The organism is Sulfitobacter sp. 1A13353 (assembly GCF_043557255.1).
Lineage (GTDB): Bacteria > Pseudomonadota > Alphaproteobacteria > Rhodobacterales > Rhodobacteraceae > Sulfitobacter > Sulfitobacter faviae.
This window is the reverse complement of the sequence record NZ_JBIFFS010000003.1, coordinates 610,595-634,644: the sequence shown is the minus strand read 5'-3', so window position 1 is coordinate 634,644 and position 24,050 is coordinate 610,595. Positions and strand designations below refer to the sequence as shown.

At 64.0% G+C, this 24,050-nt stretch carries 24 protein-coding genes and 1 tRNA gene; 6 read left to right on the top strand and 19 right to left on the bottom strand.

Annotation, left to right across the window (positions count from 1 at the left end; all coding sequences use genetic code 11):
- Positions 1-234: 234 nt before the first annotated feature.
- On the bottom strand, positions 235-1,095 hold the full coding sequence (locus ACGYLO_RS10440) for a mechanosensitive ion channel family protein (RefSeq protein ID WP_271689505.1): 861 nt from the start codon (positions 1,093-1,095) through the stop codon (positions 235-237).
- Positions 1,096-1,281: 186 nt separating this feature from the next.
- Here ACGYLO_RS10440 and ACGYLO_RS10435 point away from each other — a divergent pair, with 186 nt between their 5' ends.
- A complete protein-coding gene (locus ACGYLO_RS10435; protein ID WP_082852043.1) occupies positions 1,282-1,440 on the top strand; it encodes a YqaE/Pmp3 family membrane protein in 159 nt (52 codons plus the stop codon).
- A gap of 61 nt (positions 1,441-1,501) precedes the next feature.
- On the opposite strand, the gene ACGYLO_RS10430 is transcribed toward ACGYLO_RS10435, so the two are convergent.
- From ACGYLO_RS10430 to ACGYLO_RS10400, 7 genes are all read right to left on the bottom strand, one after another.
- Positions 1,502-1,675, bottom strand: a complete 174-nt coding sequence (locus ACGYLO_RS10430; RefSeq protein ID WP_082852044.1) for a CsbD family protein — start codon at positions 1,673-1,675, stop codon at positions 1,502-1,504.
- A gap of 118 nt (positions 1,676-1,793) precedes the next feature.
- Positions 1,794-1,868 (bottom strand) — tRNA-Phe (locus tag ACGYLO_RS10425).
- A 115-nt stretch (positions 1,869-1,983) separates the two neighbouring features.
- Complete coding sequence (locus tag ACGYLO_RS10420; RefSeq protein WP_271689502.1) at positions 1,984-2,175, bottom strand: DNA gyrase inhibitor YacG; 192 nt, start codon at positions 2,173-2,175, stop codon at positions 1,984-1,986.
- Entirely contained in the window at positions 2,172-3,206 is a 1,035-nt protein-coding gene (locus tag ACGYLO_RS10415) for a ribonuclease E/G (RefSeq protein WP_067268004.1), read from the bottom strand. Before ACGYLO_RS10415 ends, ACGYLO_RS10420 begins: the two co-directional genes overlap by 4 nt.
- Positions 3,203-3,781 (bottom strand): nucleoside triphosphate pyrophosphatase, encoded by a 579-nt coding sequence (locus ACGYLO_RS10410; protein WP_067268006.1) that lies wholly within the window; start codon positions 3,779-3,781, stop codon positions 3,203-3,205. The genes ACGYLO_RS10415 and ACGYLO_RS10410 overlap by 4 nt, the downstream gene beginning before the upstream one ends.
- A gap of 89 nt (positions 3,782-3,870) precedes the next feature.
- A complete protein-coding gene (gene infA, locus ACGYLO_RS10405) occupies positions 3,871-4,089 on the bottom strand; it encodes a translation initiation factor IF-1 (RefSeq protein ID WP_005978431.1) in 219 nt (72 codons plus the stop codon).
- 81 nt (positions 4,090-4,170) lie between these two features.
- Positions 4,171-5,046: a carbon-nitrogen hydrolase family protein gene (locus ACGYLO_RS10400; protein ID WP_067268007.1), complete on the bottom strand. Its 876-nt coding sequence runs from the start codon at positions 5,044-5,046 to the stop codon at positions 4,171-4,173.
- 163 nt (positions 5,047-5,209) lie between these two features.
- On the opposite strand from ACGYLO_RS10400, the gene ACGYLO_RS10395 reads away from it, so the two are divergent.
- The gene (locus ACGYLO_RS10395) at positions 5,210-6,205 is read left to right on the top strand and encodes a LysR family transcriptional regulator (protein WP_209273862.1); all 996 of its coding nucleotides are present in this window, start codon (positions 5,210-5,212) and stop codon (positions 6,203-6,205) included.
- Positions 6,206-6,211: 6 nt separating this feature from the next.
- Positions 6,212-6,910, top strand: coding sequence for an NAD-dependent deacylase (locus tag ACGYLO_RS10390; RefSeq protein WP_271689467.1), 699 nt, complete (start codon positions 6,212-6,214; stop codon positions 6,908-6,910).
- Positions 6,911-6,931: 21 nt separating this feature from the next.
- On the opposite strand, the gene ACGYLO_RS10385 is transcribed toward ACGYLO_RS10390, so the two are convergent.
- Entirely contained in the window at positions 6,932-8,572 is a 1,641-nt protein-coding gene (locus ACGYLO_RS10385; RefSeq protein ID WP_271689466.1) for a BCCT family transporter, read from the bottom strand.
- A gap of 255 nt (positions 8,573-8,827) precedes the next feature.
- On the bottom strand, positions 8,828-9,127 hold the full coding sequence (gene rpmB / locus ACGYLO_RS10380) for a 50S ribosomal protein L28 (protein ID WP_067268014.1): 300 nt from the start codon (positions 9,125-9,127) through the stop codon (positions 8,828-8,830).
- 269 nt (positions 9,128-9,396) lie between these two features.
- On the opposite strand from rpmB, the gene ACGYLO_RS10375 reads away from it, so the two are divergent.
- A complete protein-coding gene (locus ACGYLO_RS10375; RefSeq protein ID WP_271689465.1) occupies positions 9,397-10,092 on the top strand; it encodes a phosphatidylcholine/phosphatidylserine synthase in 696 nt (231 codons plus the stop codon).
- A 15-nt stretch (positions 10,093-10,107) separates the two neighbouring features.
- Here the strand turns inward: ACGYLO_RS10375 and ACGYLO_RS10370 are convergent, their stop codons facing one another.
- Positions 10,108-10,563 (bottom strand): methylated-DNA--[protein]-cysteine S-methyltransferase, encoded by a 456-nt coding sequence (locus tag ACGYLO_RS10370; RefSeq protein WP_271689464.1) that lies wholly within the window; start codon positions 10,561-10,563, stop codon positions 10,108-10,110.
- Between the two features lie 260 nt (positions 10,564-10,823).
- Positions 10,824-13,745: an isoleucine--tRNA ligase gene (gene ileS, locus ACGYLO_RS10365; RefSeq protein WP_271689463.1), complete on the bottom strand. Its 2,922-nt coding sequence runs from the start codon at positions 13,743-13,745 to the stop codon at positions 10,824-10,826.
- Between the two features lie 372 nt (positions 13,746-14,117).
- On the opposite strand from ileS, the gene ACGYLO_RS10360 reads away from it, so the two are divergent.
- Positions 14,118-14,867, top strand: a complete 750-nt coding sequence (locus tag ACGYLO_RS10360) for a Crp/Fnr family transcriptional regulator (RefSeq protein ID WP_271689462.1) — start codon at positions 14,118-14,120, stop codon at positions 14,865-14,867.
- Here the strand turns inward: ACGYLO_RS10360 and ACGYLO_RS10355 are convergent.
- The 4 genes from ACGYLO_RS10355 to ACGYLO_RS10340 are packed head-to-tail and all read right to left on the bottom strand — an operon-like array spanning position 14,864 to position 20,139.
- The gene (locus ACGYLO_RS10355) at positions 14,864-16,021 is read right to left on the bottom strand and encodes a glycosyltransferase (protein ID WP_271689461.1); all 1,158 of its coding nucleotides are present in this window, start codon (positions 16,019-16,021) and stop codon (positions 14,864-14,866) included. The two genes, ACGYLO_RS10360 and ACGYLO_RS10355, sit on opposite strands and share 4 nt — an antisense overlap.
- A complete protein-coding gene (locus ACGYLO_RS10350) occupies positions 16,018-16,962 on the bottom strand; it encodes a glycosyltransferase family 2 protein (protein ID WP_271689460.1) in 945 nt (314 codons plus the stop codon). The genes ACGYLO_RS10355 and ACGYLO_RS10350 overlap by 4 nt, the downstream gene beginning before the upstream one ends.
- The gene (locus tag ACGYLO_RS10345; protein ID WP_271689459.1) at positions 16,934-18,091 is read right to left on the bottom strand and encodes a glycosyltransferase; all 1,158 of its coding nucleotides are present in this window, start codon (positions 18,089-18,091) and stop codon (positions 16,934-16,936) included. Before ACGYLO_RS10345 ends, ACGYLO_RS10350 begins: the two co-directional genes overlap by 29 nt.
- Positions 18,088-20,139: an HAD-IIB family hydrolase gene (locus tag ACGYLO_RS10340; protein ID WP_271689458.1), complete on the bottom strand. Its 2,052-nt coding sequence runs from the start codon at positions 20,137-20,139 to the stop codon at positions 18,088-18,090. The genes ACGYLO_RS10345 and ACGYLO_RS10340 overlap by 4 nt, the downstream gene beginning before the upstream one ends.
- Positions 20,140-20,291: 152 nt before the next feature.
- Here ACGYLO_RS10340 and ACGYLO_RS10335 point away from each other — a divergent pair, with 152 nt between their 5' ends.
- Positions 20,292-21,071, top strand: coding sequence for a sulfotransferase (locus ACGYLO_RS10335; RefSeq protein WP_271689457.1), 780 nt, complete (start codon positions 20,292-20,294; stop codon positions 21,069-21,071).
- Between the two features lie 4 nt (positions 21,072-21,075).
- Here the strand turns inward: ACGYLO_RS10335 and ACGYLO_RS10330 are convergent, their stop codons facing one another.
- From ACGYLO_RS10330 to ACGYLO_RS10320, 3 genes are read right to left on the bottom strand one after another with little or no spacing between them, the layout of a single operon-like run.
- Positions 21,076-22,080, bottom strand: coding sequence for a YcjF family protein (locus tag ACGYLO_RS10330; RefSeq protein ID WP_271689456.1), 1,005 nt, complete (start codon positions 22,078-22,080; stop codon positions 21,076-21,078).
- Positions 22,080-22,544 (bottom strand): GNAT family N-acetyltransferase, encoded by a 465-nt coding sequence (locus ACGYLO_RS10325; RefSeq protein ID WP_271689455.1) that lies wholly within the window; start codon positions 22,542-22,544, stop codon positions 22,080-22,082. Before ACGYLO_RS10325 ends, ACGYLO_RS10330 begins: the two co-directional genes overlap by 1 nt.
- Complete coding sequence (locus tag ACGYLO_RS10320) at positions 22,541-23,968, bottom strand: YcjX family protein (RefSeq protein ID WP_271689454.1); 1,428 nt, start codon at positions 23,966-23,968, stop codon at positions 22,541-22,543. The genes ACGYLO_RS10325 and ACGYLO_RS10320 overlap by 4 nt, the downstream gene beginning before the upstream one ends.
- Positions 23,969-24,050: the final 82 nt, after the last annotated feature.

The window sequence follows — 24,050 nt, the reverse complement described above, 5'->3', positions numbered from 1 at the left end:
GGTAGAGGGGGTTCTAAGGTTACTGGGGCAAAGCCGCAAGCAGAAAGTTGAGAAAAGATGAGATTTCGGGGAACTTTCCGGCAAGATGCTGAAATGGCGTGCTAAATTTCCACTCCTAGCGCGCCGAGGCTGGCCTCCCCTGGCCTATCTAAGCCGATACCCTCACTGCCGGCCCATGAATCGACCGCGATTCACGGGACCACAGGGCAAAATCGGCGACTCGCAGCACAGGCCCTACTCCTCCCCTGCATCCTCCTCCGCCCGACTGAGCGGAAGCGGCTCTTTGAAGGTGAGCGTGCGGTAGGGGAAAGGAATTTCCAGCCCTGCCTCGTCAAGCGCACGCTTCACCGCGGTCACCACCTCATCCCGAGAGCGGCGCTGCTCGACCGGGGCTGAGCCTGTCCACCAAGTCACCTCGAAGTTGATGGAGGACTCCCCGAACTCTTGGGCGAAGACCTGAATCGGATGCTCCCCCTGCTCTACCGTCTCGCAGCGCGCGACCGCTTCAAAGATCACCGCCCGCGCTTCACCCAGATCGACATCATAGGCCACCCCGCAGATCACGGTTTGCCGACGGTGCTTTTGATCCGTGCGCACATAGACGGGGTTCTTGAAGAGCATCGCATTGGGCACGATCACGAGCTGCCCGTCCGTCTGGCGGATATGGCTCTCTCTAATGGCGATATGGGTGACCTTGCCCTCGATTCCCTCGCATTCGATATGATCCCCCATGCGCATTTCCCGACGAAAGAGGATGATGATCCCGGCAAGGAAATTCTCAAAGACGTCCTTGAAAGCGAAGCCGATGGCGACCGACCCGATGCCGAGCCCCGCCAGAATGCTCGCAGGCGTGAGCCCGGGAAAGACGATCACGGCCGCGATCATGATGCCAAAGACCCAGATGAGGATAGATGTCAAAAGGGTAAAGAGGTCCTGAAGGCTCGGGCGCAGCTTGGTCCTGGACAGGGTTCTGCTGACCAGCGACCGGCCAAGCGCGGCCATGGCCCAGGTTAATATCAATACGAGGGTTGCGACAGCGATCTGCGGCAAAAGTGCGATTGTCTCTCGCGCCATCTCCATGATCTGGCGCCACATGATCCTGACTGGCTCCACCCTGCCCCTCCTCTGGCTGTTTGGTAGATTGCCGCAAAACCCATGCTGCGGCGAGTGTTAATTGCGCCCCGTTCAACGCGCCACCACTGGCCGTGTGAGGCTCGGGAGCTAGCTTAGGGCAAGGTTTAATCAGTTTGGAAAGGAGCCCGGCGCACCCGGCGTGACACTATGGACATCATTCGCATCATCATCGCTATCCTACTGCCCCCTCTTGGGGTGTTCTTGCAGGAAGGTCTGGGAAAGCACTTCTGGATTAACATTCTACTGACCTTGCTGGGTTACCTGCCCGGGATCGTCCATGCGCTCTATATCATCATCAAAAGGTGAGAGCGCGGGCAGCAGCCCGAATAGAAAAAGCGCGCCTCCGAGAAGAGGCGCGCTTTTGCAATCAATCAGATAGTTTGTCCTTGGCGTCACCGACACCCTTTTGCACTTTGCCTTCGGCCTGATCGGCCTGACCTTCGTGCTTCAGGTCTTCGTTGCCTGTGGCATCGCCGGCTTCTTCTTTCAGCTTGCCACCGATGTCTTTCGCCTTGCCTTTTGCTTGGTCGTCATTTGCCATGGTTGCTCTCCTCTATCTAGGTAGGGGAACAACGTTGGGCAGGAGGCGCGGGTTCCGTTGTGAGGGAAATCACGCGCGTTGGGCAGCGAGGCTTACGGTCTGTCTGTTTTAGTAAAAATGGTGCCCGGGGGCGGAATCGAACCACCGACACGAGGATTTTCAATCCACTGCTCTACCCCTGAGCTACCCGGGCACGGGTCACCTCTTTCAAGGTCGGGTGAGCGGGTTCTAGGACCTGTGGCGCGGGGTGTCCAGCCCCATTTTGCCCTGAAACCCACTTCTTTTCAAAAAACGCGAATTTTACTGTGTTAATGGGGCTTTGCGGGGCGGTCTTGTGGCGCTTCGGCGGCGTCGATGGCGGCTTCCACGTCTTCGGGGTCGCGCGAGGGGACGGCGTAGCTGCCGTTGAACCAGCGGCCCAGATCGATGTCGGCGCAGCGGCGCGAGCAGAAGGGGCGATGCGCCTTGACGGTTTCGGCTTTGCAGATCGGGCAGCTCATTGGCCTGCCCCTGTCAGCACCTCCGCCAGCACCGGGCGGGCGCGTTTGCGTTGCAGCTCGTAATGGCCCAGAGGCGTCCAGCCGACCAGCGTCGTATCCACATCGTCGGCGCGGAAAGCGGCGCGCAGGGCGCTTTCAAACGTCCGGCGGTCCTTCTTGGGCATGGGCGCAAGGTCGAGCGTGATCTGCCCGCCCAACCCGCGCAGACGCAGGGCACGCGGCAGCGCTTTGGCACAGGCCATATTGGCCTTCACCCCGGCGGCGAGCGAGGCATCGTTGCCGGTGTTCACATCGACCGCAACCAGCGCACGTGTCGGCTCCACAAAGATCGACGCGCCGCCGCCGAGCGGCACCTGCGCCGAGGCCACGCGGTCGAGCTCTTCCAGAACGCCGTGGTCGTCAAAACCACCGACCTCGGTCACCACCTCGGCGGGCGCGGTCCAATCGCGCCAAGCGAGCAGATGCGGGCCATCGCCTTCGCTCAGCACCTCCATCTGTTGCGCGTCATCATTGGCCACGGTATCCGCCAAGCTGAGCATATTGGCGATATCCTCGGCGATATCCTCCGCATCGGCACCGGCGCAGGAGGACCGCAGGATCAAGCCCAGATCGGCCCCGCCCGCCACCTCATGGGCGATTTCGAGCAGCCGGTCGCGCTCTTCCTCGTCCTTGATGCTGCGCGAGATGTTCAGCCCCGGCGCATCCGGCGTCACGATGGCATAGCGCGACTTAAAGAGCAGCTTATTGGTCACCGGGATCGCCTTGCCCGGCTCGGCATGGCCCGAGACCTGCACGAGAATCGTCTGACCCGGGGCCAGCCCCTTGATCTGACGCAGGAACGCCGGGCCATCGGGGGTCTTGAGGAACATGCCCCCCTGCCCCTTCACCGGACGATCCGCAATCGCGCGGTAAACGGTGCCGACGCGCGGCCCGTCACTGTCGATCAGAAAATCATCCAGCTTGCCGTCCACCATCAGGGCGGCGGCCTCGATATCACCGAGATGGTCGAGAATAATCGTACGGCCCTTCATGGCGTCCTTCCGTCAAATGGGTAACCTGCGGCTTGCAGCAGGTTCGCAGCCTCGGCCAATGGCAGGCCGACGATTGCAGTGAATGAGCCGCTAATCCATGGGATCAGCGCGCCCGCGGGGCCTTGGATACCATAGCCGCCCGCCTTGCCGCGCCAATCGCCGGTGGCGAGGTAACGGCGAATTTCGGGCTCGGACAGAGATTTCATCTTCACATTGCTCTGCACATCACGCTGCCAGAGCTTTTCGCCGCGCTTCACGGCGACGGCGGTGACCACCTTATGCCGACGGCCCGACATCAGCCGCAAAAAGGCTTCGGCCTCGGCCTCATCCTCGGGCTTGCCGAGGATGCGCCGGCCAAGCGCCACGGTGGTATCGGCGCAAAGCACGATATCCTCCGCCCCCGCGGGCACCGCCGCCACTTTCTCGCGCGCCATTCGGGCGCAATAGGGGCGCGGCAGCTCGGCCTTATGGGGGGTCTCGTCGATGTCGGGGGCGCGAATGGCATCGGGGGTCACGCCGATCTGGGCCAAAAGCTCCAACCGGCGCGGCGATCCTGATCCAAGAATGAATTGCATCTTATGGGCCTCTTTGCCTGAGGCCGGCGGCCCGGTCGGGGCCGCGCACGGCCCCGCCTGCGCCGCGCAACGCGCGAACGCGGTGCCGCTTACTTGAAGCGATAGTTGATCCGACCCTTGGTCAAATCATAGGGTGTCATTTCCACCTGAACCTTGTCGCCAGCCAGAACACGGATGCGGTTTTTCCGCATCTTGCCTGCCGTATGCGCGATGATCTCATGGCCGTTTTCCAGCTCGACCCGAAACGTCGCGTTAGGCAGGAGTTCCTTCACGACACCGGGAAATTCGAGCGTATCTTCCTTGGCCATGGTCTCTCCTTGAGCACAAAACCCTCCAAAACGAGGGCGCAGGCTTAAATGGGCGCATTTTTGCGCTTTTTCAAGGGGGATTCAGCGCAAAGCGACGTTTATCGCCTTTCCGTCGCGGCCAATCTGGTCTTGCCAGTCCCTTCGGTTAAGCACGATGCCATCCGCGCGCACCTCGGCGACCTGCGCCAAATCGGCGTCCGCCACGGTCCAGCCGGGGGCGTTAACCTCGCGCATGCCCAAAATCCCCGTGGGCGGGAAGCCGCGATCCGGGGGGCAGAAAATCCCGCCCGCGCCATAGGATTGCCCCAAAGCCTCGGACCAATCGGCCTTGCCTACGACCGAGGACATGGCGGTGATGCACTGATTCTCAAGCGCCCGCGCCATGGAGCCGATGCGCACCCGCCAATAGCCCGCGAGCGTTTCGGTCACACTGGGCACGCAGATCACATCACATTCCGCCAGCGCACGGCCCAGCAGGGGAAACTCGCTGTCATAGCAGATGAGAATCCCGATCTTGCCAATGGCCGTGTCAAAGACCTGAAGCGCATTGCCCCCGATCACACCCCATTCCTCGCGCTCGAAACGGGTCATGATCTGCTTGTCCTGCACGCCGATCTGCCCCGTGGGCGTGATCAGCCGGGCACGGTTGACCGGGCGGCTCTCAGTCGCTGCGGGGCCTGAGCCGGCCACGATATGCACGTTATGCTCGGCGGCGAGTTTCACATGCAGCCGTTCCGCCTCCTCAAGCTTGTCCGACACCGCAAAGAGCGACCGTTCCAAATCGCCCGCCACCTCGGCCCCGTCGAGCGTCGCCAGTTCCATCGCCGCATATTCAGGAAAAACCAGCAGTTCCGCCCCCTGCACTGCCGCCTCGGCGACCCAATGGGCCAGTTTGTCTTCGTATTGCGCCCATGATGTCAGAACATCGAGCGGATAGGCGGCTGTGGCGATCTTCATTTGAATGGCTCCTAGTTTCCGCGCAGTCTGCGCAGCTTTACCGATGGCTTCAAGACCGGCAGCACCGCTTTCGTGGAACCGCCCGAGAGGCTGCCGCTCGCTTGGGCAAAGGCTTGACCTGACCCGCGCGGGGTTTCACAAGATCCGAAAGAGATGGGACCATATGCTGAACAAGGGCATCACCCTGCGGGGCATCGAAGTGTTTGAGGCGCTGGCGCGGAGCGGGTCGGTGGCGCAGGCGGCCGAGGCCACGGGGCTCAGCCAGCCCGCCGTCAGCCAGCAGATGCGCAACCTCGAAGCGGCCATCGGCGCGGAACTGGTCGACCACACCCGCCGCCCCATGCGATTGACCCCAGCCGGGCAGATGTTCCTGCGCCGGGCCGAACAGGCGCTCAGCGAATTGCGCCAAGCGCAGAGCGAAGTCACGGTGATGGATTTGGCCCATCTGGAGGCGCTGAACCTCGGCGTGATCGACGATTTCGACGATGACCTGACCCCGCGCCTTGCCACGATCCTTGGCGACAGCCTGACCGGCTGCCGCTTTCGGATGATCACCGCGGGCAGCAATGAATTGGCCGGGGCACTGCGCGACAAAAGCCTGCATATGGCACTCTCGGCGCAGATCGACGAACCGATGGCGGGGGTTCTGGAATATCCGCTGGCCCGCGATCCGTTTATCCTCGTCACCCCCGCGGGCACCTCTGCCGATCCCGACGCCCTGCTGCGCGGCGCCACCGATCTGCCCTTCCTGCGCTATGCCGCCGATCAGTTGATCGCGCGGCAGATCGAGGCGCATCTTGCATCAGAGAGACACAACCTGCCCGCCCGTTTCGAGATTGGCAGCCATCTGGCCCTGATGGCCATGGTGGCCCGCGGCATCGGCTGGGCGATGACCACGCCCTTGGGATACATGCGCGCCGCCCGTTTTCACGACCGCCTCGCCGCGCACCCCCTGCCCGCGGCGGCACAGGCCCAACCGCCTGCGCGCACCATCTCTCTCTTCGCGGGCGCGGAATGGTCCGGCCCCGTGCCGCGCGACATCGCCCAGACCCTGCGGCAGTTGATGCAGACCCATATGATCGCCCCCGCCATCGCGCAATTGCCCTGGCTGGCCGACGGCTTTCACCTGCTTGAAGACATGGACCCTATCGGAGAATAATGCCCCATGACCAAGATCGTGATCCTCACCGGCGCGGGCATCTCTGCCGAAAGCGGGCTTGAGACCTTCCGCGCCTCAGATGGCCTCTGGGCGCAGCACCGGGTCGAAGACGTGGCGACGCCCGAAGGTTTCGCCCGCAACCCCAAACTGGTGGTCGACTTCTACAACGCCCGCCGCGCGCAGGCCGCCGAAGTGGCCCCCAACGCTGCGCACCGCGCCCTTGCCCGGCTGGAGGCCGAGTTGCACGGCGAGGTGGTGGTGATTACCCAAAACGTCGACGATCTGCACGAACAGGGCGGGTCGCAGCAGGTCATGCATATGCATGGCGCGCTCAAAGGCGCGCTCTGCGCCGCTTGCGATCACCGCTGGCCCGCGCCCATGGTCATGGCACCGGGCGATCCCTGCCCCGCCTGCGGTGCCCCCGCCGCGCGGCCCGATATCGTCTGGTTCGGCGAAATGCCCTATGAGATGGACGCGCTTTTCGATCATCTGGCCGAGGCGGATATCTTTGTCGCCATCGGCACATCGGGCAATGTCTACCCCGCTGCCGGTTTCGTCGCCGAGGCCCGCCGTGCCGGGGCGCATACGATTGAGTTCAATCTCGAACGCTCTGCCGTGGGCAATCAGTTCGCCGAACATCGCATCGGGCCCGCCAGCCAGACAGTGCCGGAATGGGTGGCCGAAGTGCTTGAGGCGCGCCGCTAGTCACCGGCGCGCCACGGGCCGTCAGCGCGGTTCGCTGCGCAACCCTTTGTAGATCGTGTAACACATCAACAGCATCAGGATCGCAAAAGGCACCCCCGTCGCGGTGACCCCGGCCTGCAGCGCCGACAACCCGCCGCCGATCAGCAGCACGATGGCGATCAACCCTTCGACGATGCACCAGAAGATGCGCTGCGGCACCGGGGCGTCAATCTTGCCCCCCGCCGTGATCGTATCGACAACCAGCGACCCCGAATCCGAGGAAGTGACGAAAAACACCAGCGCCAGAAGGATCGCGATGGTCGAGGCGATCTTGGTAAAGGGAAGCTCATTCAGCATCCCGAACAGCGAGAGTTCCGGCGAATAGCTGTCGATCACATTGGCCTTGACCAGCGATGTCTCAGGGCTGGCAAGGATCTGGTCAATCGCGATGCCGCCAAAGACGCCCATCCAGATGAAGATGATCAGCGACGGGATCAACAACACGCAGATGATGAACTCCCGCACCGTGCGCCCGCGCGAGACCCGCGCGATAAACATGCCCACGAAAGGCGCCCAAGAGACCCACCACGCCCAATAGAACGCGGTCCAGCCTTCGCGGTAGGAATCATCCTCCCGACCGAAGGGATTGGAGAGCGGGATGATCTCTTGCGTATAGGCCAACAGACCGGTCCAGAACCCGTCGAGCCCCACCAGCGTCGGGCCGACGAAAAGCACGAAGAGGAAGAATAGGACCGCCACGATCATGTTCACCTCCGACAGGACCTTCACCCCGCCGTCCAGCCCGCGCCAGACCGACACCAGCGCCACGGCGGTCACCAAGAGAATGATGATCACCTGCACATTGGTCGAAATCTCGAGCCCGAAGGCGAAGTTGAACCCCGCATTGGCCTGCTGCGCACCAAGGCCAAGCGATGTGGCAAGACCAAAGAGCGTCGCGAAAACCGCCAGAATATCAATGATATGCCCCGGCCAGCCCCAGACCCGATCACCCAGCAGCGGGTAGAAGCACGACCGGATCGAAAAGGGCAGCCCCTTGTTATAGGTGAAGAGCGCCAAGGCCAGCGCCATGATCGCATAGACCGCCCAACCGTGCAGCCCCCAGTGATAAAAGGTCGCCGCAAGACCCATGGCGCGGGCAGCCTCCACATTCTCGGGGATGATCGACCCATCCTCGGCAATCGGCAGGGGCACCCCCAGCGGGCCGGAGACGTTCATATGGTACACCGGTTCGAGCACACCGAAGAACAACAGGCCAATCCCCATGCCCGCGGCAAAAAGCATGGCGAACCACGCCAGATAGGAGTATTCCGGCACGGCCTCTTGCCCGCCGAGCCTGACCTTCGAAATCGGCATGAAGATCAGCGCGATGCAGAACAGAACGAAGACGTTCACGATGATCATGAACAGCCAATCCAGCTTGGTCGTGGCGAAATCGCGAACGGCGAGGAAGACCACCCCGGCCTGATCCGGGAAGAGCATGGTCAGCAGCACAAAGGCCACCGCCGTCAGGCCCGAGACCATGAAGACCGGGTTATGAATGTCAAAACCCAACGGGCCGAGGGATCCGTCGATATTGTCTTGGCCGACCTCGAAATCAGTCTCAATCTCATTCGTATCGGGTGGCGTAGTGGAACTGGACGTGCCGGGTGTGGGGTCGGTCATGGAGTCTCCGATCTTGATGCACTGTCTGAACCCCGCTCGGCAGGTAGCATGGCCAGAACAACAATTGTCGGAAGATCAATTAGCGCGCCTGTCTAAGGTTTCCCGAATAAAAACATGCCCCTGCGCAAGAAAATTACCCCGAGCCGCCACGGCCCTAGCCCCTGATAGGCCGGAAACCCTAACAAATTCCTAAGACCAAAACGAAAAAGGCCCCGATCCTTTCGGATCGAGGCCCCAATCTCTATGCGGTAAGCCTTAGCTCAGCACATCGGCAGTCGCGCTGGATTTCGCGATGGCCTTTTTGATTTTCAGCGCGTTGTCGGACAGTTCAACGTCTTTGGCTTTTGCCAGGAACTTGTCCAGACCACCACGGTGGTCAACGCTGCGCAGGGCTGCGGCAGAGATGCGCAGCTTGAACGCGCGGCCCAGTGCTTCGGACTGCAACGACACGTCGTTGAGGTTCGGCAGGAACCGACGGCGTGTACGGTTGTTGGCGTGGCTTACGTTGTTGCCCGTCATCGGGCCTTTTCCGGTCAATTCGCAACGGCGCGACATGGGTTCATCCTTTTGCTGTTGTGTCCTTCCAGCGATCCGGAAACACACATAACGTGGGGGCCGCGCAGAGCCGACCCTGAATTGGTTCGCTGGCTTTAAGGGGAATCGCGGTAGCCGTCAACCCGAAGCGCGGGACTTGGTCATATTTCCTGCGCCCGCCGCCGATCGCGTCAACCGCCCCGCCCCTGCGCCGCCTTTGCTACGCTGGTTTTTGCCGCTCGGGCCAGAGTTTCCTTTGCATCCCCTCGATGGATTTGCGATGCAGACGCATGACCATACAGATGCGCGCCCTTTTCGTTCACCTTTTCACTGCCACCGGAGCAGTGCTGGCGATGCTCGCCATGCTTGCCGCCGTGGAAGAGAAATGGGACCTCATGTTTCTATGGCTGGTGATCGCCTTTTTCGTCGATGGCATCGACGGGCCGCTGGCGCGCAAATATGACGTGAAGACCAACGCGCCCGAGTTTGATGGCGTCTTGATGGATCTGATCATCGATTATCTGACTTATGTCTTCATCCCGGCCTTCGCGCTCTTTACCTCGGGGCTGATGGACGGCTGGAGCGGTTGGGCGATGATCATTATCATCACCTTCGCCAGTGTCATGTATTTCTCTGACACGCGAATGAAAACAAAGGATAATTCCTTTAAAGGTTTCCCCGGCTGCTGGAACATGCTGGTGCTGGTGCTCTTTGCCTTGCAGCCCGAGTGGTGGATCAGCCTGATCGTGGTCACGATCCTTGCCGCAGCGATGTTTCTGCCGATCAAATTCGTCCACCCCGTCCGGACCGAGCGTTGGCGTCCCGCGACGCTGCCCATGGCGCTGGCATGGACCTTCTTTGCAGGCTGGTCCGCTTGGGTGAACTTCCACCCCGAAAGCTGGGCGCATTGGGGTCTGGTGATCACCTCGGTCTACCTGATCTGCGCCGGTGCCGCGCAGCAATTGATCCCTTCGGGCGACGACTGAACCCGCCTTAGCTCCTCAAATCAACAGCCCCGCCGCGCCTTCATGGCGCAGCAGGGCGACCTTGGTCTCGACCCCGCCCGCGCCGCTGAAGCCAGTGAGCCCCTTGGCGCCCATGACGCGGTGGCAGGGGACGAGGATCGGGATCGGATTGCCGCCGCAGGCCCCACCCACGGCCTGCGCTGGCACGCCGAGGTCACGAGCGATCTCGCCGTAGGTGCGGGTGTGGCCGAAGGGAACGGCCGCGATGGCAGCACAGACCGCACGCTGGAAGTCACTACCGGTGACGCGCAGCGGCAGGTCAAAGTGCTGACGTTGGCCTGTGGCGTATTCGTTAATCTGCCTTAGAGCGGTGTCGAGCACCTCCGAGCGGTCTTGCCCCGCCGCCAGCCCCCAGCCGAGCGCCGTGATCGCGCCGTCTTTTTCAGTGACGATTAGATCGCCGAAGGGCGTGGAGAGAGAGGCCTGTTTCATCGCCCTACTCTGCGCCAGAATTCACGCCTGCGAAAGAGCGCTGAGGGGATCGCCCTCCCTGGGGGGCGATACGCCCTATCTTGCGGGTGTGGACTTGCAAGAGACGCTAAAGGTGCGAATTGCGCAAACGCTGCAAAATCGCCCTCCGGGGGGAGGGAGGGCGTTGCCCGTGGTTCCCACGGGCGGGGCTTTGGCGACCTGACAAAGAAAAACGGGCGCCGGTTTTCCCGACGCCCGTTTTATCAGTCTCTTAGAAAGCCTCAGGCTTCCGCCAGCGCCTCGCGCACCGCCTCATCACAGCGCCCGCAGACGCCGGGATATTCATGCGTGCCGACATCCGGCAGCACCTTCCAGCAGCGCTCGCATTTCGCGCCTTCGGCCTTTTCGAACACCACGGCCACGCCATCGGTCTCCGGCATGCGGAAAGCCTCCGCAGGTGCCGGATCGCCGGTCACAGTGATGTCTGAGGTGATGCTGACATCCTCGAAGGACACGCTCTCCAGCGCCTCGCGCTGCGCCACGTCGTCGACATGTACCACGGGGGCCGCCTCGAGCGAGGCGCCGATCACCTTCTCGGTCCGCTGCACCTCAAGCGCTGCGGTCACCACCCGGCGCGCGGCGCGGACCTTGGCCCATTTCGCCGCCAGTTCCGGGTTCAACCATGCTTCGGGCGTCTCGGGCATATCGACCAGATGCACCGAGGAGTCGTCGCCCGGGAAGCGCTCCAGCCAGACTTCTTCCATGGTGAAGACCAGCACCGGGGCCAGCCAAGTGGTCAGACGGTGGAAGAGGATATCCAGCACCGTCCGCGCGGCGCGGCGGCGCAGGGTGTCGCCGTCGCAGTAAAGCGCATCCTTGCGGATGTCGAAGTAAAAGGCCGAGAGATCGACTGTGGCAAAGGTGAACACCGCCTGAAACACGCCTTGGAAGTCGAAACGCGCGAAACCGTCGCGCACGACCTTGTCGAGTTCCGCCACCCGGTGAAGCACCCACTGCTCCAGTTCCGGCATCTCCGCCGGATCCACCCGGTCCGCCTCGGAAAAGTCACTCAGCGCGCCCAGCATGTAGCGCATGGTGTTGCGCAAGCGACGATAGCTGTCGGCGACGCCCTTGAGGATCTCATCCCCGATGCGCTGGTCGGCGGTGTAATCGGTCTGCGCCACCCAGAGCCGCAGGATATCGGCGCCATACTGCTGCACGATCTTCTCGGGCACGATGGTGTTGCCGATGGACTTGGACATCTTCATGCCCTTGGCGTCCAGCGTGAAGCCGTGGGTCACCACGTTGCGATAGGGCGCGCGGCCCGTGGTGCCGACGGATTGCAGCAGCGAGGAATGGAACCAGCCGCGGTGCTGGTCGGTGCCCTCCATGTAGACATCGGCGATGCCATCCTCGGTGCCGTCCTCGCGGTCGCGCAGGGTGAAGGCATGGGTCGAGCCGCTGTCGAACCAAACGTCGAGGATGTCGGTCACCTGATCGAATTCCGCCGGATCGACGATGCCCTGAAGGAAACGCTCCTTGGCGCCTTCGGCATACCAGGCATCCGCGCCTTCGGCCTCGAAAGCCTCGACGATGCGCTGGTTCACCGCGTCGTTGCGTAGTAGGAAGTTCTCGTCCGTGGGCGCCACGCCCTTGCGCACGAAGCAGGTCAGCGGCACGCCCCAGGCGCGCTGGCGGCTCAGCACCCAGTCGGGCCGCGCCTCCATCATCGAATAGAGACGGTTGCGGCCGGATTTCGGCACCCAATTGACCTTGTCGATGCAAGTGAGCGCACGCTCACGGATGGTCTTGCCGTTCTGGTCCAGACCGTCACCGACCTCCTTGTCGATGGCAGCAAACCACTGCGGCGTGTTGCGGTAGATCACCGGCGCCTTGGAGCGCCAGCTGTGCGGATAGCTGTGCTTGATCTTGCCGCGCGCCAGCAGGCCGCCGACCTCCACGAGCTTGTCGATGATGGCGCTGTTGGCGTTGCCCTCCTTGCCGTTCGGCTTGAGGATCGCCTTGCCACCGAAGAAGGGCAGATCGTCGCGGAAGCGGCCATCTTCCATGACGTTGTAGGTGATGACCTGCGGCAGCATGCCGAGATCGCGGTAGAGCTCGTATTCCTCCAGACCGTGAGAGGGTGCGCAGTGCACGAAGCCCGTGCCCTCGTCCGAGGTCACGAAATCGGCGGCGCGGAAATCGCGCAGGTCGTCCCATTCGCCGTTTGCGCCCTCGGCCCCCGCGAAGGGGTGCTGGAGCGAGACCTTGGCCAGCTCGTCATTGCTCACGCCGCGCACCCGGCGCCACATGCCATCTTCCAGCCGCGCCCGGCCCAGCACGTCGGCGGCCAGATCATCGGCCAGAAGGTAGCGGTCGCCGACATTGGCCCAGCATTCGTCAGGCGTGCCGGTGACCTCGTAAAGGCCATAGGAGATGCCCTCGCCGTAAACCACGGCCTTGTTCGAGGGCATGGTCCAAGGCGTGGTGGTCCAGATCACCACCTTGGCGCCATCCAACTCGCTGTCGGTGCCCACGACTTTGAACTTGACCCAGACGGTGAAGCTTTCCTTGTCGTGATACTCGACCTCGGCCTCGGCCAGCGCCGTCTTCTCGACAGGCGACCACATCACGGGCTTGGAGCCCTGATAGAGCGTACCGTTCATCAGGAACTTCATGAATTCCTCGGCGATCACCCGCTCGGCATGGAAATCCATGGTCAGATAGGGATTTTCCCAGTTGCCGGTGATGCCAAGCCGCTTGAATTCCTCGCGCTGCACGTCGACCCATTTGGCGGCGAAGTCGCGGCATTCGGCGCGGAACTCGTTGATCGGCACCTGATCCTTGTCGCGGCCCTTCTTGCGGTACTGCTCTTCGATCTTCCACTCGATCGGCAGGCCGTGGCAATCCCAACCGGGGATGTAGCGCGCGTCATAGCCCATCATCTGGTGGGAGCGGACGATCATGTCCTTGATCGTCTTGTTCAGCGCGTGGCCGATGTGCAGGTTGCCGTTGGCGTAGGGCGGGCCGTCATGCAGGGTGAAAGGCTCCCGCCCCTCTTTCTCGCGCAGGCGGTCATAGACGCCGATCTTTTCCCAACGCTCCAGCCAGCCGGGCTCGCGCTTGGGCAATCCGGCGCGCATGGGGAAATCGGTCTTGGGCAGGTTCAGCGTGGCTTTGTAGTCGGGGGTCTCGGCGCACATGGGGGGCGTCCTTTAGGCATTTGGGGGGTTATTCAATCTCGGTCGGTGCGAATGGCTCAAGCACCTCGGCCCGGCGTCTCAATTGCTCAGAGCGCCGGGAATATAATTCGAATAATGATCGCGGTGAGGCGTGTCATGGGCCCGCTTATAAACAGCCCCCCCTGCCCCGACAAGCCCCGGAAGACGCGCGACAATCGGGCTGAAAACACCGCCAGAGTCGCCGCCCGCCGGACTTAACATTTTTTATGATCCCCGGCCTTCGCTTGAATTTTTCGGCGAAAACAGCATCATAAGGTATTCGACAAAGCTTTATTTCCGCGGGCTCCGTTTTGGGGAACCCGCGACAATTCTAATGGGCAGAAAGACCTGCGTGTGACCATCAAAGACACCTTTTATCACGATATGGCCGTAAAACCGTCAGGCATGGTCGACCATCTAAGCGGCGCGCAATGGGCCAAGCTTGCCCCGCTGATGACCCAGCACGAGCGTTTCACGCCCGGAACCGTGATCAGTCGCAGGGGGGATTTTCTGGATCACAGCCTGTTGCTGCTCGATGGGTTGATCGCCCGCAGCGTGCCGCGCGGACAGCGTGCCCGCAGCACCTTCGTCGCCCTCCAATTCCCCGGCGAGTTTGTCGATCTGCACGCCTTCCCGCTAAAGCAACTCGACCATGATGTGATATCGCTGACCGATACCCATGTCGCCATCATCTCGCATGAGCCGCTGCGCGAATTGCTCAATGGCGATGTTGAGATGGCCCGGAAACTCTGGTTGATGACCTTGGTCGATGCCTCCATCCACCGCCATTGGGTGATGCGCAACAGCGCCATGCGCGCGCTGGCGCGGGTAGCGAATTTCCTGAGCGAATTCGATGCCCGCATGACCGCCGCCCATGGGATGGAGCGTCAGAGCCTGCCCTTCAGCCTGCGCCAGACCGATATCGCCGATGCCACCGGCCTCACCTCGGTCCATGTCAGCCGCACCCTGCGTGAGCTGCGCGAACATGGCTGCTGTGCTGTGACGGGCGGCAAACTTCTGATTAACGACCGCGCGGGGCTGCATAAGGTCGGCCAGTTCGAGCCTGCCTACCTCTATATGCCCCAAGCCGAAGCGGCGCTTTAACCCGCCTCTGCCAGAGGCTGCGGCGCACCTTCCACCTGCAAAGCAATCGCCGGATAGGTTTTACGCGGCAGCGCGACATCCCTCTGCGCCCGGGCCGCGTGATAGAGCCGTTCGAACTTCGTCACCATCGCCTGCGCATCAAAGAGCCGTGCCACACGGGCGCGGGGCACCTTGGCGGGGATATCGCGCGCCTGTAGCAAGGCCCGCGCCAAGGCAACTGCGCTATCTTCCGCCGCGATGACACCTGCCTCGCCAAGCACCTCCTCAACTGCGCCATGCGGGGTTGCGGCAACAGGCAGGCCCGTCGCCATCGCCTCCACCGCGGCGAGGCCAAAAGGTTCCTCCCACTGTGGGGTGAAGAGCGCCACCGAGGCCCGCCCATAGGCCGCCCCAAGCGCCGCCGTTTCCAGATGCCCGACATAGGCCACATCGCCATAAAGATGCGGTCTTACCATATCGTTAAAGTAGTCCTGATGCTCGACCACCCCGTAGATGCGCAGGGGCACCCCTGCGATCTGCGCCGCCTCTGCCGCCAGATGGGTGCCCTTGGTCGGGGTGATCCGCCCCGCCCAAACGGCGCTGCCATCTCCCGGCCCGCCTTGTGGCCATTCGTCAAGGTCAATCCCGTTGTGCACCACATGCGCCGTGTCGGGCGCGCCCTCGGGCCACCAGATGCCGCGTTGCCGGGCCGAGACGACAGAGGACAGATGCCATGGCGCCGCCCCATCCATCAGCGCGCCCCGCAGCACTTTGAACGGCGGGATATGCAGCGAGGTCACCATCGGCAGCCGCTCCGCCCGCGACAGGCGCGGCAGGAAGCGGTGCAGCGCGTTGTTGTGCACCACGTCAAAGCCACCCTCCAGCAAGAGCCGCGCGGCGCGGGCATAGCAGGCGTCGAGGTGGTCGTTCAGCGCGTCGGTCCCGTGAAAATCATGCCACGGAAAACGCGCGTCATAATGCGCGTCACAGATCGGCAGCAGCTTCACCCCCGCCGGCAGGCTCGCCGCGCTGTCCTCGCTGGCCAATAGGGTCACCTCATGCCCGCGTTCGGCCAAGATCCGGGCAAGACCGTGGGTAAAAGCCTCCATGCCGCCCTTGAAGGGGGCGGCGATGGGGTGGCGAATATGGCCGACGATGGCGGTGCGCAGGGTCATTCCGCCGCGATCCGCTCTTCGCCGCGCAGATAACGCAACACCCGAGCGGTATTGGCGTAAGGCTGGTCCGACTGCTGCTCGCAGAGCGCGAAGTCATCCGCATCCGGCTCGCGCAACTGCACCAGCGCGTCGCCGTCGCTCCCCACCAGCCCCATCAGGCGAAAGGCGGTGAGCCAGTGGTTCATGGTGCGATGGCCCCATTTATCGGCGAAAATCTCGGTATTGCGCAGGATCGACGGGATGTGGTGGATCGGCGGCATGCAATGCGGGTGATGCTGGTGAAAGACCTTCGCGCCCTTCGCCCAGTGGATCGGCACGCCGCGTTCGTCCAACTCTCGGCCAAAGTCGGTATCCTCCCCCCCGTAGCCGGTGAAACGCTCGTCAAAGCCGCCGGAGCGGTCCCAATCTTCGCGGTGGATGGCAAAGTTGAGCGACCAGAAACAGCGGTAATCGTTGCAGCGTTTCAGCCCCTCGGCAGGCGGCCCCTGACGGTCGGAATGGCGCACGGCGACGGCTTCCAGTTTGGGATAATCCCAACCTTCGGTGGCGGTTCCCGCCGGGAGGTAGTTGACCTCGCCCATGATCAGCCCGTTGCCCGGCACCGCATAGCCCATATAATCGGCGATCAGCTCCGGCGCCGGAATGCAATCCACGTCGAGAAAGACCAGACAGTCGCCTTTGGCCTCTGCCGCGACGGTATTGCGCGCGCGTGAGAGGGGCAATTCGCTGCCCGTCACCTGAACCTGCCGGATCGGGAAATCGGTCTGCGGCAGGTCGTCGTAAAGCGTGTCCTGCATGACCCCGATCACCAGCTCATCCGGCTGCCGGGTCTGACGGGTCAGGCCAAGGATCACATTGCGCAGATGCGCCGCCCGCCCCCGCGCGAGCGTCAGCGCGCTAACTGTGGTATTCTCAGGCACGGATGGGGTGAACGACGTCATGTAAGTCTCCGGTATCTTCGGGTGTTTCTGATAGCAGCTGCTCGGTCAGGCCGATCAGCCAATTGGCCGTCTCTGTGGCGGCATCCTCATTGACCAAGGCACGTTGCAGGGCGGGGTCATGGGCATCGAAGGTGTCTTGAATCGCGCGGCGCCATGCCGCGACGGAAGACGGGAAATGCGGCAGGTGATGCGCCGCCCCCGCCCGCGCTAGCGCCTCGGCCTTTTCGACCTGTTCGTCGAAATAGCGCCACTCCGGCACGGCGAGCCATGGTGTCTCTGCCGCTAGGATCTGGTGGCAGGTGGTGTTCCCGGTCGAGGCCACGACCATATCCGCCGCCGCCAGATAATCCGCCGCGTTATCAACCCAGCCGTGATGGCGCAGGTTGGCAGGCTCGGTCGCATGCCAATCGCGCGCCATGCGCCCGATGGTGATGAAAGCCGTCTCGGGCATCGCCCGCGCCGCGATGCCGAAGGGGGCGGAGGCGAAACCCGTGCCGCCCCCGCCCGACATGACCAGCACCATGCGCTGCTCTGGCCCGACGCCAAGCCTTTCGCGCAACATCGCGCGCCGCGCCGGATCGGGGCGTTTTACATCGACGCCCAAGCCGCCGGCGAAATGCGTTTTTTCCATATGCCGCGCGGGCCAATCCGGCTGCGCCAGCGCCATGGCGGCGGGACAAAGCAACCCGACCGCCCCGTCATAGGCCGCCTGATGCCCCGGATCACCGCGTTGACCGTGTTGCAGCACCTTCACATGCGGCACCGAACAGATCCGCGCAAGCTGCGCCACCTCTGCCGAGACATCGCTGATCATCAGCACCGGATTGGCGCTGGCGAACCAAGCGGCCAGTTGCGCCATGGCCTGCCGGATGCCGGGCCAGCCAAGCGGTGCGCAATGCACCGTATCCGGCGCGCTGGTGGTGTCGTTGATGTCCTCGGCCCCCGTCGCCTCGAATAGCGATGGCAGGGTGATGACTTCCACCGCCCGGGTGAAGGCGGGGAAAATATCCGGTTTCGCGCAGAAAACGGTCACCGGCTGGCTCTCGGGCAGCGCGTTGACGACCGCAGCACAGCGTTCCGCATGGCCGCGCCCCTGATGGTGGACGAAGTAACCGATGGGCCGCGTCATTGCGCCACCATCTTCACCGGCGGCTCCATCGCGTTGAGGGCAAAGCCGAAAGTCTCCAACCCCTCCAAGACCCCAGCCGCATGGGCCGCGCGGGCGTGGTAGAGCCGTTTGCCGCTCAGACGTTCGCGCAGCCCGTCCATCGCATTGCCCACCAAGATGCCCCGGCCCGGACCATCCTCCACCGCCTGCAACATGTCGAAATCATTGCCACTGTCCCCGGCCACGACAACCCGGTCCATCGGCATGCCCAACCGCCGCGCGGCGGCACAGACGGCAGGCCCCTTGCCCGCCGCCAAGGGCAGAACATCGATCAGCCGCCCATGCGAGGCCACAATCTGCGCCGCAGCACCGCGCCGCGCCAGATGCCGCTCCAACCGGCGCGCGGTGCGCATGTCACCAAAACCGCTGAGCTTCCACCGCCGCTGCTCAACCGGCGCTTGCCAGTTAAAGCCGAAGTCCTTCAGCGCCCGCTCCACCCGGGCCCGGTCCCATCCGGCGTCAAGCTTTTGGGCGAAACGCTCATCCAGACACAGCCGCCCCTCGGCATCGGGCAGATAGACCTCGGTCCCAACAGAGGTGATAAAGACGCGCGGGCTGGGCAGGTTCCAATCGCGCAGGATGCGGCGTGCTTCCGGCAGGCTGCGCCCCGTGGCCACGGCAAAAAGCGGTCGGTCCCGGGCGATCCATGCGTTGAACAGGGCGGCGGATGGCGCACAGCCCGTCAGCGTGTTGTCGATATCGCTGGCCAGCAGGACAGGCGCAGGCGTCGTCACGGGCGCGGCGTGGCGGATATCTTCGCAGATGTGCTGCACCTCTTCGGCCCATTTCGACCAGTCGTAGCGCCCAACATTGGCACGCCCGGCTTCCGATGCCTCAGTCCAGAATGCGCGATCGTCCAACAGCTTCAACAGCGCCGCCTCAATGGCCGCGCCATCGCAGGGCGGCACACAGAGACCATGGCCAAGGTCCGCCACGATATCGGCAGGGCCGCCTTCGCGCGTGGCCACCACCGGCAGGCCATGCGATGCCGCCTCCAACATGGTCAGGCCAAAGGGCTCATGCAGTGCGAGGTTAACAAAAACCCCACCGGTCTGCGCCGCGCGGTCATAGAGGGCCGCCACATCGCCCTGCGTATGGCTCGGCGGCAGCGCCACTTTTCCGCGCAGTTCCGGCACTTCTAACGTCTCCCGCAGGCGGATCAGCTCCGCGCGGGCCTCTGCATTCGCCTGCAGCGCATCGCCATGCTGGCCGGCGAGGATCACAAGGTTCGCCCGCGCCTGCAAAGCGGGGCTTTGCGCATAGACCCGCGCCAAGGTCGCAAGGTTCTTGCGGGCCACGGGGCGCGCCACGGCGAGCAGCGTGGGGCGGTCGGGGTCGCTCAACTGACCGGCCAAGAGCGCACGGCCCGCCCCGGCCTCAGCCGGGCGGCGCAGCGATACGCCCGGAGAGACCCGGTGCACCCGCGCCTGCGCATCCGCCCCATAGGCCGCGACCTGCACCTCGGCCTCATCGCGCGAAGACAGCACTACCGCATCCGCCTCCAACAGCGCGCGCCGCTCTGCCGCGACACGGGCGGCATCCACCTCTGCCCCTGACTTGCTCAGGGCCAGCGAATGGGGGGTATAGATCACCGGAATGCCGAACCGCGCCCGCGCCGCCAGCGCCAGTTGCGCCGCGTCGGCGAAATGCGCGTGGATCACATCCGGCAGCCGTTTGGCCTGCGCCAGATCGTCGAGGAACGCCTCCACCAGCGCGGGAATTTCCGCGGCGAGGTTTTCTTTGCTCAGATACCCCCGCTCCGCCGTCCAAAGCCGCCGGATCGACAGGCTGCGGCTGACCTGCTGCTCGGTCTGGGCGTGCACGGCCCCAAGGCTTGGTTCATCGAAAGCACGGGTCACGATCTGCACCGCATCCACATCGCCCCGCGCCGCCTGCGCGCGGGCCGCCCCCAAGATATAGGCGATGTGACCGCCGGTATCTTCGGTCACGCCATAGTTGACAGACGGCGCCGTGAGGCAGCCCCCGAGGGCAATGTGACAAATGAACATGAATGGGTCTCCTTATGGAGGGGTGACCCCCCTCACAGCCCATCCGTTCCGATAACAAATGTTAATGCATACATCGCTGGACAGCGCGGTTGGACGTCCTAGCTGCCTGCCATTGAACCCCGCCTCTCTCTCCCCCAATCAGAGCCGTCGTGATGCCCTCAGAAATCCCCCCGCGCTACCTGTTCATCGGCGGGCTGCACCGCTCAGGCACCTCGCTGGTCAACCGCTTGGCCAATGCCCTGCCCGGCGCGGGTGGCATCACCGGATCGGCGGCGCCCGAGAATGAGGGGGTCTACCTGCAAGGGGCCATTCCCCATACGGCGCAATCCGGGCGGCCCATGCATTTCGCGACCAACCCTGAGGAACATCTGACCGAGGCGCATCCGCTCAACAGTTTGGAGACGAAGACCCGGCTGGCGCAGGACTGGGCGCCGTGGTTTGCCCCGGACCTGCGTTGGCGGGTTGAAAAATCACCGGTGAACCTGACCCGCATGCGGTTGATGCAGCAACTCTTTCCCATGTCGCAATTCATCGTCGTCCTGCGCCACCCCGAGGCCGTTGCCGCCTCGGTCGCGTCATGGGTCCATGCGCCAGCGCAGGCGTTGATCGACCATTGGATCGCGGCACAGGTGCAGATGCTGGATGACCTGCCCTATCTGCATGCGGTGATGGTTCTGCGTTATGAGGATATCGTTGCCGACGCCTCCCGCGCCCTGCGCCGGATCGCGCGTTTCACCGATCTGCCCGAGGCGGCATTGCCCGAGGGCATTGCGGATGGAAATCAAACCCACGCCGGGGCCACACAGATGACGAAGGCACATGCGGCCGAGGGCGCGCGATGGGGCTATGCCCCCGGGTTGCAGGTCTCGCCTTGGCCCGGCCTGATCCAGCACCCGTTGCGCGCGGTGCGCGAAGCGGTTGAGGCAGCGTGATCGGTTAACCCTCGCCGAGCACCCCGGTCAGCGCGCGTTTGATGATGCCCCGCACGCCGGGGCGTTTCTCGCGGGCAAAGGGCAACGGGCGGCACACCTCGATCGCGGCCACGCCAACGCGCGCGGTCAGCGCCCCGTTCACCAGCCCCTCGCCGAAACGGCGGCTCAGCTTGGCGACGATGGACCCGCCCAAGAGCGGCTCGATCAGATCATCCCCCACGGCCACGGCCCCCGTCGCCACCAAATGCAACAGCACCGCGCGGGTCAGCCGCCATGAGCCGAAAAAGCCCGAGCGCCCGCCGTAGATTTCGGCGATGCGTCGGATCATGCGCAGGTTGCTGCTAAGGGCCGCGGCGACATCGGCCAGCGCCAGAGGCACCAGCGCGGTCACGGCGGCGACCTGCCGGGCGGCGGCCTCGACCTCGCGGGTGGCGGCACGGTCTAGCGGGGCCAGAACCTCACTCTCCGCCAGCCCCAAAAGCGCTTCGGCATCGAATTGATCGCCGCGCAGCTCCGTCAGCCGGTCGCGGCCCCAGCGGGTATCCTCACGGTGCTTGTAGAGCGCCTCAAGCCGGTCCGTGACGCTGCGCGCGGCGGTCAGATCCCCCTGCGCCAACGCCTCGCCCGCATCATGGCGCAGCCCGTCAAGCCGCGCCAGCCGCCCGAAAGCCGCCATTTCGCGCAGCGACAGCAGCAGCAGGACCAGCAAAAACGCCCCGATCAGCAGCGTCATCGCCCAGCCCAGCAGCGGGTAGCGCGCCATCAGGTCGGTGACAAAAGTCCAAGCCGCGATCGACACCAGCGCCGTGACCAATGCCCCCGCCAGCGCCCAGAACAGCCGCACCAAGCGCGACGGTTTGCGCGCGGCAAGCCGGGCGGCGATCTGCATCGCTTGGCCCTTGGGCGGCGGAGCCTCGACGTCCAACTCGGGCACCGCCGGCGCATCGGCGACCGAGGGCTGCGGCTTGGCGTCTTCCTCAAGGTCGAACAGGATCGGTCCGCGGGCCATCAGGCGGCCTCCCTTTGCCAGTGCAATGTCAAATCGGGCAGCCCTTCGTCATTGGCGCTGCCATCGCTGCGCGCGGTCTCGGCAAACCCGTGTTGGCGGTAGAAGGCGATGGCCCGCGCATTGGCCTGAAAGGTCCAGCAGGTCAGCGACTTATGCCGCGTCTTTAACGCGCACAGAAGGGCCGAGCCGATGCCCTGCCCCCGCGCCGATTGCGCCACAAATAGTGCGTCCAATGCGCCGCCCTCGCAGGCCGCGAAACCAGCCACGCGGCCCTCCCGCTCGGCCACCGTGATCCAGCCCCGGGCGATCATCGCATCGGCATGGGCGATATCCTCGGCACCGGTATGAATGCGGGGCAACCACGCTGTGTTTCGGGCGAAATCGCTCATGATGCCGCCCACGGCGCCTGCGTCGAGGGGCTGCGCCGGGCGCAGGGTGGCGGGGCCTGTCACAACCGCACTCACAGCCGGTCCCCAATCAGGAATTCCGCCGCACGGTCGAGCCGGATATGCGGCGGCCCATCGCCGGGGCGCAGGTCCAACACCGCAGGGGCAAAGCGCATGATCTGATAATCCGCCCCCAGCCATTCCTGCGCGCCCTGCCGTGCGGGGGTCAGCAGATGGGCCGGGTCTTCGGGCAGTTCACCGGGATAGAATGCCGCCTGCCGCCCGCGCGTCTCATCCTCGTTCAAAAGCGTGCCGCGCACCACGTCGAGCGGCTCTCCCCCATGGGTCATCACGTCTTCGGTCGTGGCGCGCAGGCTGGCGATGGCCATGGCCCGCGTGCCCGCGCCCGCATATTGCGCCCGGTCCCGCGCCTCGCGGATCAGCGCCTGCATGATACCGCTCAGCCGGGGATGCTGGCTGTGGTGCAGATGGTCGGCCTTGGTCGCGGCAAAAAGGATTTTCTCGACCCGTTTGCCCCGCAGCAGCGTCGTCAGAAAGTTGTTCGTCCCCGGCCGGAAGGCGCCCAGAATATCGGCCATCGCGCCGCGCAGGTCCTCGACCGCCTGCGGCCCTTGGTGGATCGCGCCAAGCGCGTCAACCAGCACCACCTGCCGATCGATCCGCGAAAAGTGATCGCGGAAGAAGGGCTGCACCACCTGTTTCTTATAGGCCTCGAACCGCCGCGCCATCTCGCGGATCAGCGACTTGCGCGGCGCGCCTTCCGATCCCGGCAGCGGCGCGAAGGTCAGCACCGGTGAGCCTGCAAGGTCACCGGGCAGCAGGAAGCGCCCCGGCGTGCAGTCGGAATAGCCATTAGCACGGGCGGTTTGCAGATAGTCGGCAAAGCTGTCGGCAAGCCTGCGGGCGGTGGTCTCCTCCAACTCGGCATGGGGATCGGTCCGCTCAGCCAGCGCGCGGTAGCCTGCCGCCTCCTCCCGGCTTGCGATCCGTTCGATCACCTGCGCCGACCATTCGGCATAGGTGACATCCATCAGCGCCAGATCTAGCAGCCATTCGCCGGGGTAATCCACGATATCCAGATGCAAGGTGCGCGGCCCTTGGAAGCCCGCCAGCAACCCATTGGGCCGCACCTTGAGCGAGAGCCGCAGTTCCGAAATCGCCCGCGTGCTTTCGGGCCAATGGGGCGTCTTTCCGGTCAGCGCGGCAAGGTGGGTCTCATACTCGAACCGGGGCACGGTATCGTCGGGCTGGGGCTGCAGAAACGCCGCTTCGATCCGCCCCTCAGAGGCCGCGAGCAGCCCCGGCATCCGCCCCCGGTCCAGCAGGTTGGCCACCAGCGAGGTGATGAAAACCGTCTTGCCCGAACGCGCAAGCCCCGTGACCCCAAGCCGGATTACCGGCTCGAAAAACGTCTCGCCCACCGTGTCGGTGACATTCTCAAACTGCCGCCAAATCCCGTCGGCAATGCCTGTGATACCCAAAGCTGCGCCCGTCCTTCTTTCTTTGGCCTCAACATAGGGTCGGCAGGCAGGGATTGCCAGAAGCGCCCGCCCGCGCTAAGGC